Source organism: Buchnera aphidicola (Chaetosiphella stipae setosa) (genome assembly GCF_964059095.1).
Lineage (GTDB): Bacteria > Pseudomonadota > Gammaproteobacteria > Enterobacterales > Enterobacteriaceae > Buchnera_J > Buchnera_J aphidicola_BP.
Genome location: NZ_OZ060394.1, coordinates 293,835 through 311,873, shown reverse-complemented (window position 1 = coordinate 311,873; position 18,039 = coordinate 293,835). Strand labels below are relative to the sequence as shown.

Annotated in this window: 14 protein-coding genes, 1 tRNA gene and 1 pseudogene; 13 read left to right on the top strand and 3 right to left on the bottom strand. The window is 21.9% G+C overall.

Annotation, left to right across the window (positions count from 1 at the left end):
• Positions 1 to 50: 50 nt before the first annotated feature.
• Positions 51 to 263: a BolA/IbaG family iron-sulfur metabolism protein gene (locus AB4W52_RS01365; protein ID WP_367675170.1), complete on the bottom strand. Its 213-nt coding sequence runs from the start codon at positions 261 to 263 to the stop codon at positions 51 to 53.
• A 336-nt stretch (positions 264 to 599) separates the two neighbouring features.
• Between AB4W52_RS01365 and greA the strand changes: the two genes are divergently transcribed.
• From greA to AB4W52_RS01305, 12 genes and pseudogenes are all read left to right on the top strand, one after another.
• On the top strand, positions 600 to 1,079 hold the full coding sequence (gene greA, locus AB4W52_RS01360; protein WP_367675169.1) for a transcription elongation factor GreA: 480 nt from the start codon (positions 600 to 602) through the stop codon (positions 1,077 to 1,079).
• 211 nt (positions 1,080 to 1,290) lie between these two features.
• The gene (locus tag AB4W52_RS01355) at positions 1,291 to 1,929 is read left to right on the top strand and encodes an RlmE family RNA methyltransferase (protein ID WP_367675168.1); all 639 of its coding nucleotides are present in this window, start codon (positions 1,291 to 1,293) and stop codon (positions 1,927 to 1,929) included.
• Between the two features lie 39 nt (positions 1,930 to 1,968).
• On the top strand, positions 1,969 to 3,771 hold the full coding sequence (ftsH, locus tag AB4W52_RS01350; protein ID WP_367675167.1) for an ATP-dependent zinc metalloprotease FtsH: 1,803 nt from the start codon (positions 1,969 to 1,971) through the stop codon (positions 3,769 to 3,771).
• Positions 3,772 to 3,997: 226 nt separating this feature from the next.
• Positions 3,998 to 4,231, top strand: a complete 234-nt coding sequence (gene secG / locus AB4W52_RS01345) for a preprotein translocase subunit SecG (protein WP_367675166.1) — start codon at positions 3,998 to 4,000, stop codon at positions 4,229 to 4,231.
• 51 nt (positions 4,232 to 4,282) lie between these two features.
• A tRNA-Leu gene (locus AB4W52_RS01340) sits at positions 4,283 to 4,370 on the top strand.
• A 214-nt stretch (positions 4,371 to 4,584) separates the two neighbouring features.
• A pseudogene (nusA, locus tag AB4W52_RS01335) lies at positions 4,585 to 5,637 on the top strand (transcription termination factor NusA); the annotation flags it as partial.
• A 614-nt stretch (positions 5,638 to 6,251) separates the two neighbouring features.
• Entirely contained in the window at positions 6,252 to 8,435 is a 2,184-nt protein-coding gene (gene infB / locus AB4W52_RS01330; protein WP_367675165.1) for a translation initiation factor IF-2, read from the top strand.
• 25 nt (positions 8,436 to 8,460) lie between these two features.
• Entirely contained in the window at positions 8,461 to 8,823 is a 363-nt protein-coding gene (gene rbfA / locus AB4W52_RS01325; RefSeq protein ID WP_367675164.1) for a 30S ribosome-binding factor RbfA, read from the top strand.
• A gap of 31 nt (positions 8,824 to 8,854) precedes the next feature.
• Positions 8,855 to 9,784, top strand: coding sequence for a tRNA pseudouridine(55) synthase TruB (gene truB / locus AB4W52_RS01320; protein WP_367675163.1), 930 nt, complete (start codon positions 8,855 to 8,857; stop codon positions 9,782 to 9,784).
• 71 nt (positions 9,785 to 9,855) lie between these two features.
• Complete coding sequence (gene rpsO, locus AB4W52_RS01315; protein WP_367675162.1) at positions 9,856 to 10,125, top strand: 30S ribosomal protein S15; 270 nt, start codon at positions 9,856 to 9,858, stop codon at positions 10,123 to 10,125.
• A 182-nt stretch (positions 10,126 to 10,307) separates the two neighbouring features.
• Positions 10,308 to 12,386 carry a polyribonucleotide nucleotidyltransferase gene (pnp, locus tag AB4W52_RS01310; protein ID WP_367675161.1) on the top strand — a complete coding sequence of 693 codons (2,079 nt, stop codon included), beginning with the start codon at positions 10,308 to 10,310 and terminating at the stop codon, positions 12,384 to 12,386.
• 342 nt (positions 12,387 to 12,728) lie between these two features.
• Positions 12,729 to 14,543 carry a DEAD/DEAH box helicase gene (locus AB4W52_RS01305; protein WP_367675160.1) on the top strand — a complete coding sequence of 605 codons (1,815 nt, stop codon included), beginning with the start codon at positions 12,729 to 12,731 and terminating at the stop codon, positions 14,541 to 14,543.
• A 108-nt stretch (positions 14,544 to 14,651) separates the two neighbouring features.
• On the opposite strand, the gene AB4W52_RS01300 is transcribed toward AB4W52_RS01305, so the two are convergent.
• Together AB4W52_RS01300 and argF are read right to left on the bottom strand one after the other, a co-directional pair.
• Positions 14,652 to 15,035: a Rid family detoxifying hydrolase gene (locus AB4W52_RS01300; RefSeq protein WP_367675159.1), complete on the bottom strand. Its 384-nt coding sequence runs from the start codon at positions 15,033 to 15,035 to the stop codon at positions 14,652 to 14,654.
• A gap of 170 nt (positions 15,036 to 15,205) precedes the next feature.
• On the bottom strand, positions 15,206 to 16,234 hold the full coding sequence (gene argF, locus AB4W52_RS01295) for an ornithine carbamoyltransferase (protein ID WP_367675158.1): 1,029 nt from the start codon (positions 16,232 to 16,234) through the stop codon (positions 15,206 to 15,208).
• Between the two features lie 286 nt (positions 16,235 to 16,520).
• On the opposite strand from argF, the gene AB4W52_RS01290 reads away from it, so the two are divergent.
• On the top strand, positions 16,521 to 18,026 hold the full coding sequence (locus tag AB4W52_RS01290) for a leucyl aminopeptidase (protein WP_367675157.1): 1,506 nt from the start codon (positions 16,521 to 16,523) through the stop codon (positions 18,024 to 18,026).
• Positions 18,027 to 18,039: the final 13 nt, after the last annotated feature.

Genomic DNA, 18,039 nt, shown 5'->3' with positions numbered 1-18,039 from the left:
TTTTTTTTTTGAAAAAAAATTATGTGGAATATATTAATATTTTTTATATTTTAAGATAATTGCTTTTTATTATTTATTTTCTTCCATTCTTTTGTAGAATAAGTTTTAATTGAAATAGCATGTATTTTATTATTTTTAATATATTTTAGTAAATGAGAATATATCATTTTTTGTTTATGAACTTCATTTTTATTTAAAAAAATTTCTCCGACTGCTATTATTTTATAATATTCATTTTCTTTTTGTACATTAATATATTTCAAGTTTAATTTTTTTTTTAAAATATTTAGAATTTTTTTTTTCATTATTATAGATTTGATATATTTTATGATTTTATAAAAATTTTTATAATATGAGAAGTATTTTAATAAATTTTATAAAATATTAATTATAATTAATATATCATGTATTTTAGGAAATTTATTATTTTTATTTGTAAATTTCCTTTATAATAAAAATTTAGGAATATTTTTTTTTTAAAAAAATTTAGAAATTTTTTTAATAAAAGTTTTAAATATGTAATTAATTTTTAATATAAATTTTTATAAAAATTTTTTTAATATACAAATAAATTTTTTTATAAAATATTGGAGTAATTTATGAATAAAAAAATTTTTATGACTGTAGATGGTGAAAAAAAACTGCGTAAAGAATTATATGAATTAAAATCTATTAAACGACCTAAAATTGTATCTGCTATTGCAAAAGCACGTGCTTATGGAGATTTAAAGGAAAATGCAGAATATCATGCAGCGAGAGAAGAGCAAAGTTTTTGTGAAGGTAGAATACGTGAGATTTCATTTAAATTATTAAATTCTCATGTTGTAGATATAAAAAAAATTGTAAATCGTAAAAAAATTTTTTTTGGAGCCAGTGTTACTATCTTAAATATTAAATCTAAAGAAATTTTTACTTATAAAATTGTTGGAGATGACGAAGCTAATTTTAAAAAAAAAATGATATCTGTTAATTCTCCAATGTCTCAGGCATTGATTGGAAAAAAAAAAAATCATTTAGTAAAAGTTCAAACTCCTACTGGTTGTGTAAAATATCAAGTGATTAAAATAAAATATATATAGTATGATTTTTTTATATTTTATAAATTAATTAAAATGATATTTTTTAAGAAAAATATTTTTATGTCATTTTTTTAAAAAAATTAATATTTTTTATATTTATATTATTTTCATTAATATAGCTATATTAAATTAATTTTATTAAAAAATTTTATTTTTAATATTTATATTATTTTTTGTATAAAAAATATTTAATAGAAATTTTTAAAAAATTATGGTTAAAAAAAAGCGTTCTAGTTCTAAATTTTGGTTAAAAAATTATTTTAAAGATATTTATGTGAGAAAAGCACATATAAAAAATATTCGTTCGAGAGCTTGGTTTAAAATTGATCAAATTAATAAAAAATTTAATATTTTTAAAGGTTGTCAGACTATTTTAGATATTGGGTGTTCTCCTGGAAGTTGGTCAGAATACGCTATTAGTAAAATAGGTCGTCAAAAGAATATTATTGGATGTGATATTTCTACTATGAAACCTATTACGGGAGTAAAATTTATTCAAGGAGATATAAAAAATTCTACAACATATTCAAAAATTGTACAGAATTTAAATAATAGTAAAATAGATTTATTAATGTCTGATTTATCTCCTAAAACTACTGGTCATGTTTTTGTTGATGTTTATAAATCAATATTTTTAAGTAAATTAACCTTTAATTTATTTAAAAATTTTTTATCTAAAAAAGGATTTTTTATTACAAAAGTGTTTCAAGGACGCGAATGCGATTTATATTTTCAATTTATTAAAAGAAATTTTTTTCAAGTAAAAATTTATAAACCACTTGCTTCTAGATCACAATCTCGTGAAATTTTCTTTATAGCAAAAAATATACAACATAATACAAAAATATGAAAATTTAATATATTCATTATTTTAATAAGGATAATACTTTTGAGTAAAACGGTGAAAAAAATCATTTTTTGGTTAGTTATTACAATAATCCTCACGTCTGTTTTTCAAAATTTTCGTTATAGTAATAATTATATGGTAAATTATTCTACTTTTTTATCTGATGTAAATAAAGATAAAATTCGAGAAGTTATTGTAGATGGAAGAGAAATTCATGCGATTGAAAAAAATAACAATAAATATTCTACGTATATTCCAGTTAATGATCCAAAATTGTTAGATCATCTCATGAAAAAACATGTTAAAATAATCGGGAGAAGGCCTGAAGAAATCAATATGTTTTTCTCTATTTTAATTTCATGGTTTCCAACGATATTGTTAGCTTTCATGTGGATGTTTTTTTTAAGACAAATACAATTAGGTGCAGGGAAAGGAGCTATGTCTTTTGGAAAAAGTAAAGCAAAGATGTTTAAAAAAAATGAAATTAAAATAACTTTTTCAGATGTTGCTGGCTGTGATGAAGCTAAAGAAGAAGTAAAAGAGTTAGTAGATTATTTAAAAGAGCCTAAAAAATTTCAAAAATTAGGAGGGAAAATTCCTAAAGGATTATTAATGATAGGACCTCCTGGAACAGGAAAAACGTTATTAGCTAAAGCAATATCTGGAGAAGCGCAAGTTCCGTTTTTTATTATTTCAGGTTCAGATTTTGTTGAGATGTTTGTTGGTGTTGGAGCTTCTCGAGTGAGAGATCTTTTTGAAAATTCTAGAAAATTTTCTCCATGTATTATATTTATCGATGAAATCGATGCAGTAGGTAGAAAAAGAGGATCGGGTTTAGGTGGAGGGCATGATGAAAGAGAGCAAACTTTAAATCAAATATTAGTAGAAATGGATGGATTTGATGAAAATCAAGGAGTTATTTTAATAGCAGCTACTAATCGTCCTGATGTTTTAGATCCAGCGCTTTTACGTCCAGGAAGATTTGACCGTCAAGTATTTGTTCCGTTACCAGATATTAAAGGAAGAGAACAAATTTTAAATGTTCATATAAAAAAAATCTCAATAGGAAAGGATTTTAATCCTAGTATTATCGCGCGTGGTACACCAGGATTTTCAGGAGCTGATTTAGCGAATTTAGTAAATGAAGCAGCTCTTTTCGCTGTTCGTAATAATAGTATTTCTGTTTCTATGCAAGATTTTGAAAAAGCTAAAGATAAGATAATGATGGGTGTAGAAAGAAAATCAATGATTATGACTGAAAAAGAAAAAGAATATACAGCTTATCATGAAGCTGGTCATGTTATTGTAGGAAGATTAGTTCCTAAACATGATCCCGTACACAAAGCTACTATTATTCCTCGAGGTCAGGCTTTAGGTGTTACTTTTTTTCTTCCTAAAAAGGATCATTTAAGTATTGATAAACAAAAATTGGAAAGTAAAATTTCTACTTTATATGGCGGAAGAATTGCTGAAGAAATTATTTATGGTGAAGATCATGTATCTACAGGAGCTGCAAATGATATTAAATTAGCAACATGTTTAGCGCGAAATATGGTTACTAAATGGGGTTTTTCAAAAAAATTAGGCCCTTTATTATATCAAAATGAAGAAGAAGAATTGTTTTTAGGAAAATCAGTTTCAAAAATTTCTAATTTTTCAAATAATACGGAAGAAATGATTGATAAAGAAATTAAATTAATTATCGATATAAATTATAAAATAGCTAGAAAAATTTTACAAGAAAATATAGATATTTTACATGCTATGAAAGATGCTTTAATGAAATATGAAACAATTAATTGTACTCAAATAAATTGTTTAATGAATAGAAAATCTATTTTATAGTAAACATTTTTTAGATTTTTTTTTATAGTAATTTTTTCTAAAATTTTTTTAAATTATTTTTTTTTTAAATAAAATATTTAGAATATTATTTTTAATAAATTTATTTATTTTAGTTATTATTGTATTAAATAATATTTTATTCAATGTTATATAATTCATTTCTTTTCTTTTTTTTTGAAAAAAAATATATTAGGTTTTTTGTATTTTTGTGAAGAGGGATAATTAGGTGAGAGTTTTTTTTGTATCAATACATTTGTTTTTTTCAATTATGTTAATAATTTTAATTTTATTACAAAAAAATCAAGGTTCGACAGATGTAAGCATGAATAGTATGAAAAAAAATGTATTTAATGTGTCGACAAAAAGTGAATTTTTAAATCGTATGACAATAATATGTGCCGGTATTTTTTTAGTATTAAGTGTTATACAATGTAGTATTAGTCATTTTTTTTTTAAATAAAAAATTTTTTTTAGAAAAAAATTTTTTATAGTTTGAAATATTATTTTTAAAACCGAGATGGTGAAATGGTATACACGCTACTTTGAGGTGGTAGTACCTGAAACAAAAGGGTGTACGGGTTCGAGTCCCGTTCTCGGTATTTATTTTATAAATATTTTTTAGAATGTTACATTCTACACAAGTTTTTTATTTTAAATAAACATGTATTTATATTTTTAATAAAACTTCTATTAAAGTTTAATTTTTATAAAAAAAAATTTTTATTAAAAATATTTTTTTTGTTATACTATTTATTTTTTTAAAAAAGAGATATTTATATTTAAAATTTAAAGGGAATATAAGGTATATTTAATATGAAAAAAGATATTTTATCAGTAGTAGAATCTGTTTCTCATGAGAAATCTATTCCGAAAGATATTATTTTTCAAGCTTTAGAGAAAGCTTTATCTACTGCAACGAGGAAAAAATATAAAAAAGATATAAATATTAAAGTTTTAATTAATAAAAAAAATGGTAGTTTTAAAACATATCGCCGTTGGTTAATTGTTAAAGATGTTTTAAAACCAACTAAAGAAATTACTTTAGATGCTGCTAAATATGACAATAAAAATTTTAAATTAAATGATTACATAGAAGAAAAGATCAAATCTATTAAATTTGATAGAATTACTACACAAACAGCGAAGCAAGTAATTTTTCAAAAAGTACGAGAAGCTGAAAGAGAAATTATTTTTCAAAAATTTGAAAAAAAAAAAGGAGAAATTGTTACTGGTATAGTGCGGAAAATAAATAGAGATTTCATTATTTTAGATTTAGGAAATAACGCTCAAGGATATTTGTTAAAAGAAGAAATGCTTCCTCGAGAAAATTTTAGAATCGGCGATCGAGTTCGAAGTATATTATACGCTATTAATTCTGAAAAAAAAGGCTCTCAATTATTTTTAAGTCGATCTAGACCAGAAATGTTAATAGAATTATTAAAAATTGAAGTACCTGAAATTGGAGAAGGAATAATTGAAATTAAAAGAATTGCAAGAGATCCTGGTTCAAGAGCAAAAATTGCAGTTAAAACAAATGATAAAAGAATTGATCCAGTAGGAGCATGTGTAGGAATGAGAGGAGCGCGAGTACAAGCAGTATCGAATGAGCTTTTTGGAGAAAGAGTAGATATTGTTTTATGGGAAAAAGATCTTTCTAAATTTGTGATTAATTCTATGGCTCCTGCAGAAGTTTTAAATATTGTTATTAATAAAAATAATAAATTTATTGATATTGCAGTAGATTTAAATAATTTAGCTCAAGCGATTGGAAGAAATGGTCAAAATGTAAGATTAGCATCTATTTTGAGTAAATGGGAGTTAAATGTTATGACTAATGAAAAATTAAAAAAAAGAATAAAAAAAAAGCAAAAAAAAATATAAAATTTTTCCAAAATATTTTGGATTTTATATAAAGAATTTATTGAAATTTTTTAAAAATATTTTTTATATTGTGAGAATAATTTATTCTATATAAGAGATTTTTAAAAATTTTTTAATTATTTTTAAAGATTTATTTAAATTAATTTGAGAAAATTAAAAGTATATTTTTGTTAAAATTTTTTAAAAAATAGTTTTTTTTAGAAATGAAAAATAATATTTCCAGGAAAAAATATTTGTTTTTTATAAAATATTTGAAAATTTTTTCGTTTTTAAGAAAAAATGTATTTAAATATTAATATTTTAATAAATTTATTTAATAAATATAGAATAATTAAAAATTAATTTTTTATAGAATTTTTATTTTTTTGAGAAAGAAATTTAATAAAAAAATTAATATAATTGATTTTTTATTAATTTTTTTCTTGTGTTTTTTTTAAATTTTAAAATTATATAAAATAAATATTTTAATAAATTTTTTTTAAAAATATTTTATTTTCTAATAAAAATAGGTTTTATATATTTATAATTTTATAAAAAAAATATATTTTTTAAAAATTTTACTAATATAAATATATAATAAAAAATAATAAAGAGAACAAATGAGAAAAAATGATTTGCAAAAAAAAAATAATGTTCATGTAAAAAAGAACAAAAAAATAAATAAAAATTTAAATAAAAAAAATAAAAATATTAATAATGGTTCAATTTTAAAGAAGTCATTGTCAGGAAAAATTTTAAAAAAAAACAATTTTTTTAACAAAAAAGATAATTTAGAAAGTAGTTCTTTTAAAACCATTCTTGAAAAAAAAAATAATTTTTCACAGAATAAAAAAAATATTAATTCTCATTTATTAAATAAAAAAAATAATCGATCTTTATCTAAAAAAAATAAAGGTAAAAATTTTTCATTTTTTCAAACAAAAAATAGAAAAAAAAATAATATACGTTTAAAAAAAAATAATCCTCTTTTTAATAAAAAAATTAAAACACAATTTTTAAAACAAAAGTTTATTAAACCAAAAAAAGTTAGTCAAAAATTAATTACTATTTTTGATAAAATTACAGTCTTTGAGTTATCTAATAGGATGGGTTTAAAAAGTAATTTTTTAATACAAAAGATGTTTAATGCTGGAATATCTCTAAAAGAAAATCAATTATTAGGTTTAGATTTAGCTCAATTAATTACTGAAGAAATGGGGTTTTTAGTAAAAATAATTCATGTGAATGCATTAGAACGATCAATTATGAGAAAAAAAGATGTTAAATCTCAAAAAAAAATTTTAAGACCACCAATAGTTACTATTATGGGTCATGTGGATCATGGAAAAACATCTCTTTTAGATTGTATTAGAAAAACTTCTGTAGCATTTTCAGAAGCAGGAGGAATTACTCAAAGTATTGGAGCATATCATGTTTCAATCAATGGGAAAAAAATTACTTTTTTAGATACTCCAGGACATGCAGCTTTTACTTCTATGAGAGCTAGAGGAGCACAAATAACAGATATTATTATATTAATAATAGCAGCTGACGATGGTGTTATGCCGCAAACAATAGAAGCTATCAAACATGCACAATTAGCTCAAGTACCAATTATAATTGCAATAAATAAAATTGATAAAAATAATATTAATATAGATAAAATAAAAAATGAATTAATGAAATATAATATTCTTTCTGAAGAATTAGGTGGTGAAAATATTTTTGTTAATATTTCTGTTAAACTAAATCAAGGAATTAATGATTTATTAAAAAATATATTACTCCAGTCTGAAGTATTAGAGTTATCTGTGTTATCAAAAGGTTTAGCAACAGGCATTGTTATAGAATCTTATTTGGATAAGGGTAAAGGACCTGTGTCTAATGTTATCCTTAAAGAAGGAGAATTAAAACAAGGTGATGTTGTTTTATGTGGTTCAGAATATGGAAAAATAAAATCTATTAGAAATGAAAATCAAAAGATTTTATTACATGTTGGACCGTCTATTCCCGTTGAAATATTAGGTTTATCTGGTTTACCTCTTTCCGGAGAAATTTTAAAAGTTGTCGATGATGAAAAAAAAGCTAAAGAAGTCGCTTTATATAGAAAAGAAAAAGACAAGTTAAAAAAATTTTCAAAACAAAAAAAAGTTAATCTTGAAAATTTATTTGAAAATATAAATAAAAATAACTTTAATAAATTAAATATTATTTTAAAGACAAATTCTCAAGGTTCGTTAGAAGCAATTTCTTCAGCTCTTAGAAAAATATCACACGACGAAGTGAAAGTGAATTTAATTCATGCTTATGTTGGAGGAATTAATGAAACAGATGCTTCTCTAGCAAATTCATCAAATGCGATTCTTATTGGTTTTAATGTAAGAGCTGATTTTCAAGCAAAACAAATAATAAAAAAAGAAAATATAGATTTGAGATATTATTCTGTAATATATAATTTAGTGGATGAAATAAAGTCATCAATTTATGGAATGTTATCTCCAAAATATAAAAATACAGTTATGGGTTTAGCGGAAGTTAGAAGTGTTTTTAAATCTCCTAAATTTGGATTAATTGCTGGATGTATGGTTATTGAAGGTGTTATTGAAAGAAACGATCCAATTAGGATTTTAAGAAATAATATTGTTATATATGAAGGTGAATTAGAATCGATTAGACGTTTTAAAGAAGATGTAAAAAAAGTACGTCGTGGTACTGAATGTGGAATTGGGATAAAGAACTATAATGATGTTCGTGTTAATGATATAATAGAGGTTTATAAAGTAAAAAAAATAAAAAGAAATTAAAATTTTTAAAATATATTAATTTTGGATGAAAAAAGTGTATAAAAATTTTCATAGATCAAATAGAATTTCTGAAGAAATTAAGAAAGAGATTTCATTGATTATTCAAAAATTTATTGATGATCCTCGTATAAATCGTTTTTCCACTATTTCTGATGTAATTCTTTCTAAAGATTATTCATATGCAAAAGTTTTTATTTCATATCCTGAAAAAAAAAAATTTATAAAAATTTTTTCTTTAAGATTTTTAAATAATGCTTCTGGATATATACGATTTTTATTAAGTAAAAAATTAAATTTAAGAATTATTCCAAAAATAAAATTTTTTTATGATTTTTCTTTTATCAATGGTAAAAAAATTTCTAATTTATTAAGAATGTTAAAAAAATAAAATATTATTAATATAGAAATAAGGTTTATGGATGTTTTTTAATCAAACAAGAAATGTTCATGGGATTTTTTTATTAGATAAACCTATTGGAATTTCTTCAAATCAAGCTTTACAACTAGTGAAAAAGATATTTTCTATAAAAAAAGCAGGTCATGGTGGGTCTTTAGATCCTTTAGCTACTGGTCTTCTTCCAATTTTTCTTGGAGAAGCAACAAAATTTTCAAAGTATTTGTTAAAATCTAGTAAAAAATATCGAGTAATTGCGAAATTAGGCGAACAAACTTCTACTGCAGATTCTTTTGGACGAATAGAAAATGTTTTTAAAGTGAAGATAAACTCTTCTTTATATGAATCTGCATTAGATAAATTTAGAGGGAAAATCGTTCAGGTTCCTCCAATTTATTCGGCTATAAAATATAAAGGCAAACCTTTATATCAATATGCTAGGAAAGGGATATCTGTTCCTATTAAAAAAAGAATAATTAAAGTTTATAAATTAGAAAATTTATATAGAAAAAATGAAATTATTGAGTTAGAGATTTTTTGTTCTTCTGGAACATATATTCGTTCTATAATACATGATTTAGGAAAATTATTAAGATGTGGAGCACATGTAATTTTTTTAAGACGATTAAAGGTTTTTTCTTATTCAATTAATCAATCTGTAAATTTTGATCAATTATTTTTTTTTAAAAAAAAATATAATAAAAATTTTCTTTTTTTTTTAAATAAATTAAAAAATTTTATTATTCCTGTTCACTCTATGTTATCTAGTTTTCCAAAAGTTTTTATATCACAAAAAGAACATTCATATATAAAAAATGGAAAATCAATTAAATTATTAAAAAATTTTCAATCTGGTTTAGTACGGATTATGAGTAAAAGTGGAAAATTTTTTGGTTTAGGGAAAATCAATGAGAATAGATATTTATTTCCTCATCGATTAATTAATTTTTTTTAAATAAAGTTAATTATTTTTACATTGGTTTTTTAATTATTAATATAATTTGTTTTATAAGAATAGGAAATTAAATGAAAGAATTAAATTTTAATATTCAAGAAATTATTTCTAATTATGGAAAAAATAATCTTGATAGTGGAAATTCTATGGTGCAAATAGCTATTTTAACAAATAAAATAAATTATTTGCAGAATCATTTTGTAGATCATAAAAAAGATTATTCGAGTCGAAGAGGTTTATTAAAGATGGTTTCAAAACGTAGAAAGTTATTAGATTTTTTAAAAAAAAAATCTGTTAAAAAATATAATTTTATTATTCAAAATTTAAATATTCGTCGATAAATTTATAAAAATAATTTTCTTGTATTTTTTATTTTTTTTATATTTTGAAAATTTGAAAGATAAAATTATAAAATAAAATATGTTTATTTTTTTTATGTATAAACATTGATAATAATTAATTAAAATGAGATCAAAAAATTTTTATATAAATATTTTAAATATTTATCTTAAGGAAATTTATTTTGCTTAATCCTTTGATTTTTAAATTTAAATATGGTAATCACACAGTTATTTTAGAAACTGGTTTGATTGCACGACAAGCAACTGCTTCTGTGATGGCAAGCATTGATGATACTTCAGTTTTAGTTACTATAGTAGGACAAAAAGATCTTCAAGAAAAAAAGGATTTTTTACCTCTTACTGTAAATTATCAGGAAAGAACATATGCTGCAGGCAGAATTCCTGGTGGATTTTTTAGAAGAGAAGGTCGTCCTAGCGAAAATGAAATATTAATAGGTCGATTGATAGATAGACCTGTTCGTGCTATTTTTCCTCAAAATTTTAATCATGAAGTTCAAATAATTGCAACTGTGGTGTCATTAAATCCGAAGATAAATCCAGATATAGTTTCTATGATTGGAGTGTCTGCAGCTTTATATATTTCTGGAATACCTATTAAAAATGTTCTTGGAGCAGCAAGAATAGGATATATTCAAAGTAAATATATTTTAAATCCTACAACAGAGGAAATGAAATTCAGCGAATTAGATTTAATAATTTCTGGAACGAGAGATAATATTTTAATGCTTGAAGGTGAATCACAACAATTATGTAAAGAAGTAATTTTTAATGCAATTTTATATGGTTTTAAAAAGCAAAAAACACTAATTAAAAATATAAAAAATTTATTATTACCTATTAAAAAAAAAAAATGGAAATATAAAGAATTTTCTTTAGATAATTTTCTCTATAAAAAAATTTTTGATATTTCTAAAAAAAAAATTAAAGAATTGTATTTTATTTCAAGTAAAAAAAAAAGACTTCATAAGTTAAAAAATTATAAAGAATCTGTGATTAATCATTTGTTATCCGAAAATATAAATCTTGATATTTCTGAAGCTCATCGAATTTTTTTAGATATTGAAAAAACTTTTGTTCGAAAAAATATTTTAAGATATGGTGTAAGAATTGACGCACGTAATAAAGATATGATAAGAAAGTTAGATATGAAAACAAATGTTTTACAAAGAACACATGGATCTGCTTTGTTTACGCGTGGAGAAACACAATCTTTAGTATCTGTTACTCTTGGAACATCTAGAGATGCACAAAATTTAGATGAACTATTAGGTGATAAAACTGATAATTTTTTATTTCATTATAATTTTCCACCATATTCTGTTGGTGAAATAGGAATAATGAATTCTCCTAAAAGAAGAGAAGTAGGTCATGGAAAATTAGCAAAAAAAAGTATATTAGCTGTCATGCCTTCTGTAGATACTTTCCCTTATACAATACGTATTGTTTCTGAAATTACAGAGTCAAATGGTTCTTCATCAATGGCTTCAGTATGTGGTGCGTCTTTAGCTTTGATGGATGCTGGTGTTCCTATAAAGGAACCGGTTGCTGGAATTGCTATGGGATTAGTTAAAAAAAATAATGATTATATTATTTTAACAGATATTTTAGGAGACGAAGATCATTTTGGAGATATGGATTTTAAAATTGCTGGAAGTAAGATAGGGATTACTGCGCTTCAAATGGATATAAAAATTGAAGGAGTATCACATAAAATTATTAAAAAATCTTTAAAAAAAGCTCATATTGCTATTTTGTATATTTTAAAAAAAATGTCAGAAATAATTAATATTCCTAATAAAAAAATTTCTAAATTTGCTCCTCGTGTACATGTTATTAGGATTAATCCAGAAAAAATAAAAGATGTTATTGGAAAAGGTGGTTCTACTATTCGTATGTTAACAGAAGAAACTGGTACGAACATTGAAATAGAAGATAACGGAATCGTTAAAATTTCTTCTATTATAAAGGAAAAAGCAAAAAATGCGATTGAAAGAATTCAAGAAATTACTTCTGAAATAGAAATAGGAAAGATATATACCGGTAAGGTGACGAGAATAGTTGATTTTGGTATTTTTGTTTCTATAGGAATTGGGAAAGAAGGTTTAGTTCATATTTCTCAAATTTCAAAAAACCATATAGAAAAAGTAACTGATTATATAAAATTAGATCAAGTTGTTCAAGTGAAAGTTTTAGATATAGATAGACAGAGAAGATTAAGATTAACTATGAAAGATATTTAATAAAATATTAAAAAAATTGTTAAAAAATATACTTTTTAAATTCTATTTTTTATAATTTCTTAAAATTTTCTATTTTTGAAAATTTATGTTAAATTTAAGGTATTATAAATTGTTTAGATAAATAGAATTTAAAAAGAAATCGTATTTTTTTAAAGTTTTATAAATTATTTAAAGTAAATATTTTTTAATAAATAATTGGTAAAATTTAAATAATAATTTTATTTAACTAATTTAAAAAATATTTAATCCAGTTCACACTTTTTAGGAAAATGATAATAAATATTTATCTATGAATTATGTAAACTGGACTTATCTATTAATGAAATGAGGTGCATGTTTTACATGATTTGTAATAAAAATAAATTTTCAGATTTTGGATTAAACGATTTAATTTTAAAAGTTTTAACAGAAATAGGATATAAAGAACCTTCACCGATTCAAAAAAAATGTATTCCATATTTAACAAAAGGATATGATGTTTTAGGAACTGCGCAAACAGGAAGTGGAAAAACTGCTGCTTTTGCTTTACCTTTATTAAATAAATTAAATATATTTTCAAAATTTCCTCAAATTTTAGTTTTAACTCCTACACGCGAATTAGCTATTCAAGTTTCTGAGTCTTTTTCTTTATTTTCAAAATATATTCCGAAAATTCGAGTATTACCTTTATATGGTGGTCAAAGATATGATTTACAATTAAGGGCTTTAAGACAAGGAATTCAAATAGTTGTAGGTACTCCAGGTAGACTTTTAGATCATCTAAAAAGGAAAACATTAAATTTATCTCGTTTAAATTATTTAGTATTAGATGAAGCAGATGAAATGTTAAGAATGGGTTTTATTGAAGATGTTGAAAATATTCTTTTAAGTATTCCTAAATCTCGTCAAACTGCTTTATTTTCTGCTACTATGCCGACTGCTATTAAAAAAATTTCTCGAAGATTTATGAAGAATCCTAAAGAAGTAAAGATAAAGTTGAATATTTTAAATAAACCTGATATTAATCAGAATTATTGGATTGTGTATGGAAAAAAAACAGATGGTTTAATTAGATTTTTAGAAACTGAAAATTTTTCAGCAGCAATTATTTTTGTACGTACTAAAAATGCAACTGTTGAAGTTTCGGAAGTTTTAGAAAAAAATGGATATAATAGTGCTGCATTAAATGGAGATATGAATCAATCATTACGTGAAAAAACTTTAGACAGATTAAAAAATGGAACTTTAGATATATTGATTGCAACAGATGTAGCTGCACGAGGTTTAGATGTTGATCGTATTAGTTTTGTAATTAATTATGATATTCCAATGGATTCTGAATCTTATGTTCATAGAATTGGACGTACAGGACGGGCTGGGAGAAAAGGAAAAGCTTTAATGTTTGTTGAATATAGAGAAATAAGATTGCTTAGAAATATTGAAAAGACAATACGTCAATCAATAAAAGAAGTATTTTTACCTAATGTCGAAGTATTAAGTAAATTTCGTTTAAATAATTTCTCAAAAAAAATAGAAAAAGAATTAAAAAGTTCAGATTTAAAAGATTACGAATTATTATTAAAAAAAATTAATAAAAAAAATCCTGTTAGTCTTGAAAGTTTAGCTGCTGCTTTATTAAAAATAGCGCAAGGAGAACGTGTTTTATTAGTTGAAAAAGATTCTCATATTCCTAATATTAAAAATCATTGGATTAATTATGATAAAAAAAATAATTTTAATAGAAATAATAAAATTATTAAAAATTTTTATCAAAAAAATAATATGAATATTTATAAATTAGATTTAGGAAGAAATGATAAAATTGAAGTTCGACATATTGTAGGAGCTATTGCTAATGAAGGTAATTTAAATAATAAAGAAATTGGGAATGTTCATATATTTCCTTCTTATTCTACAATAGAATTACCAAAATATTTATCTCAAAAAAATATTTTAGAAAAATTAAGTAAAACTAAAATTTTTAATAAATTTATTAATTTAAAATTATTTCGATCATTTAAATCATTTAATAGATTGCATCCATATTCTAAAAATAAAAAACGTATTTTTTTGAAAAATGATATTTTAAAAAAAAGAATTCGACGTAGAAATACGATAAAAAATCTTTCTGGAAAAAAAACATATTTTGTAAAATCAACAGCTAATATTAAAAAATAAAATTTTTTATAGAAAAATGTTATAAATAATAATTTTAAAAAATTTTTTATATTTTTCATTAAAGAGCGCACTAATGATAAATAAATTTGTGCACTCTTTAACAAATGTTTATTTTTTAAGAGATATAGATTCAATTTCAATTTTTACATTTAAAGGAAGTTTTGATACTTCAACACATGATCTAGCTGGAAAAATAGAGATTTTATTTTTTTTAAAAAAAAATTCGTACATTTTATTAATTTTATGGATTTGATTTAACTTTGTTGTAAAAATTGTTGTTTTAATAATATTTTTTATATGAAATTTAGCTTTTAATATTATAGATTTAATGTTTTTTAAAACTAATAATGTTTGGTCAGATATTTTTTTTGGTATTTTTTCTGTAATAGGATCAATAGGAATCTGTCCAGAAATTATTAAGAAATTATTTATTTTTATTCCTTGAGAATATGGTCCTAAAACTTTTGGAGCTTTTTTAGTGTAAATTTTCATATTTTTTAAAATCTTATATTTGATGTAAATTAATTTTATTTGTTAAATTTTTAATATAAAAATTTTAACTTTATATTTGAAATTTTTAGTAAATTTATCAGGTTATTATTCATAATATAAAAATTTTTAATGAATTTTAAAAAGATTTTTTCAAAAAAATATTTTTTATTTTAAGCGAGAACTTGGGATTGTAATTTTTGATTAATTAATCCATTTATTAATAAAGCTTTAACAATATGTAAGCGATTTTCAGATTGTTGAAAAATAATTTTTCTATTAGTTTGAAAAACATCATTAGAAATTTCTATTCCATTTTTTAAATTAAATTTTTTCATAAGTTTTTTACCAAATTGCGTATGATTATCATGTAATGCAGGTAAACAATGAAAAACTTTAATTAATGGATTTTTTGTAAGTTTTAAAATGTTTTTATTAACTTGATAATCTTTTAAGAGTTTAATTTTTTTTTCTTGTAAATCAATGTTGTCTCCCATAGAAATCCACACGTCTGTATAAATCAAATCAACGTTTTTTACACCTTTTTCAATGTCTTCAGTATATAAAATGTTTTTTTTAGAAAAATTTTTTATATTATATTTTTTAAAAAATTTTTTTTTTGGAAAATATATTTTTGGAGAAATTAATTTTAAATTAAAATTTAATATTTGAGAAGCTTCTAAAAGAGAATTAGAAATATTATTATTAGTATCCCCAATATATGCAATTTTTATTTTTTTAAATGGAATATTTTTAAAAATTTCTTTAATTGTCAGTAAATCAGATAGAATTTGTGTGGGATGAAAAGTATTTGTTAATCCATTCCAGACAGGAATTTTAGAATATTGTGCAATTTTTTCTATGTTAGAATGTTTGTGTCCACGATAAACTATACCATCATATAATTTTCCTAAAGTTTGAGATGTATCTTCTATGGATTCTTTATATCCTAAATGTGTATTTCCAGGTCCTAAATATGTAGTTTGTGCACCTTGATTAAATGCTGCAATTTCGAAAGAACAGCGTGTACGTGTAGATTCTTTTTCAAATAATAAAACTATATTTTTATTTTTTAACAATTTTTTTTCTTTTTGGATTTTTTTTTGAAATTTTATTTTTTCTGCATATTTAATTAAAAATAAAATATCTTTTTTTTGAAAATCTTGCAATCGTAAAAAGTTTCTAAGGTAGTATGTATTCATATTTTTTCTAATTAAATAAAATTTATAAGTTAATAATTATATTATTTTTATTATGTATATCTATATGTAATAATAAATATTAAATTTATTATATTCAAAAAACAAGAAAATTATCTATAAATTTATGTAAAAAATAATGTTATTATACTATTTATTTAAATAAAATTTTAAAAATTTTTTTAAAGAAATTTATTTGTTTTAGTGTATTTGTAAAATAAAAATAGTATTTTTTCAGAAAAATTCAGATATTTTAAAGATATTTTTTATTTAATTTTAGGAGAATTATTTGAAGATAATACCGTATCAAGAAAATTTTAAATTATCAAAAAATAATTGTAGAGTTTTTGGAATATATGAAGATGAAGATCTTTGTTCAGTGGAAAAAAAAGTAAAAATATATAAAGTTTCTGTAATGAAAAATATATTTAAATATAGTAATTGGAAAGAAAATTTTGGAAAAACAATTTTTTTACATACAAATTTTCAATCAAAATATGATCGTATTATTTTAATAAATTGTGGAATAAAAAAGAATTTTCAGAATAATTTGTTTATTTTAATTATAAAGAAACTTTTTTTATTATTTAAAGAAAATAATATACAAAATATTTATATGAATATATATGATTTTATATTTAATAAAAGTAAAATATATTGGAAAATAAGAGATATTATAAATATATCTCAAGATCTATTTTATTCTTTTAAAGAATATCAATCTAAAATTCAAAAAATTTCTTTTCTTAAAAAAATATTTATTAAAATAAATAATGAAAAAGATTTTTTATCTTGTAAAAAAGCAATATTACATGGTTGTGCTATTTCTAAAGGGGTAAAATTTGCTAAAGATATTAGTAATATTCCTTCGAACATTTGTACACCAAAATATTTAGTAAAAAAATCTAAAAATTTATTTAAAAAATATACAAACAACATTCAAGTACAATTATTTAATCAAAATGATATTAAAAATTTAAGAATGAATGCTTTTCTTGCAGTATCTCAAGGATCATGTAAAAAAGCTTATATGTCAAGAATGAATTATTGTCATAAAAATGCAATTAATAAAAATCCTATCATCCTAATAGGAAAAGGAGTAACTTTTGATTCTGGAGGACTGTCTATTAAACCTTCTTATATGATGGATGAAATGAAATATGATATGTGTGGAGCAGCTGCGGTTATCGGAATCATGAAATTTATTGTACAAAGTGATCTTCCTTTACGAGTTATTGGAATCATTGGAACATGTGAAAATATGATTAATGGGAATTCTTTGAAACCTGGTGATATTATTCAAACCATGTCTAAAAAAACTGTTGAAATTTTAAATACTGATGCAGAAGGTAGATTAATTTTATGTGATCTTTTAACTTATGCAGAAAAATTTGATCCTATGATTGTAATTGATATTGCAACTTTAACAGGTTCTTGTGTAGCTACTTTAGGAAATGCTGCTAGTGGATTGTTTTCTAATAGTAAAATTTTAGAAAAAGAGATAAAAAAAGCAAGTAAAAATATACATGATAAAATATGGAGTTTACCAAATTTTAAAATTTATAAAAAATATTTAAAATCAAATTTCGCTGATTTATTAAATATTGGAGGAAAATATGCTGGTGCAAGTACTGCAGCTTATTTCTTATCATATTTTGCAAAAAAATACAAATGGGTTCATTTAGATATCGCTGGAACAGCATGGAGAACAGGAAAAAATAAGTCTGCTACTGGTCAACCTGTGACGTTATTATGTCAATATTTTTTAAATTTACTTAAAAAAAACAAATTATAAAATTATATTTTTA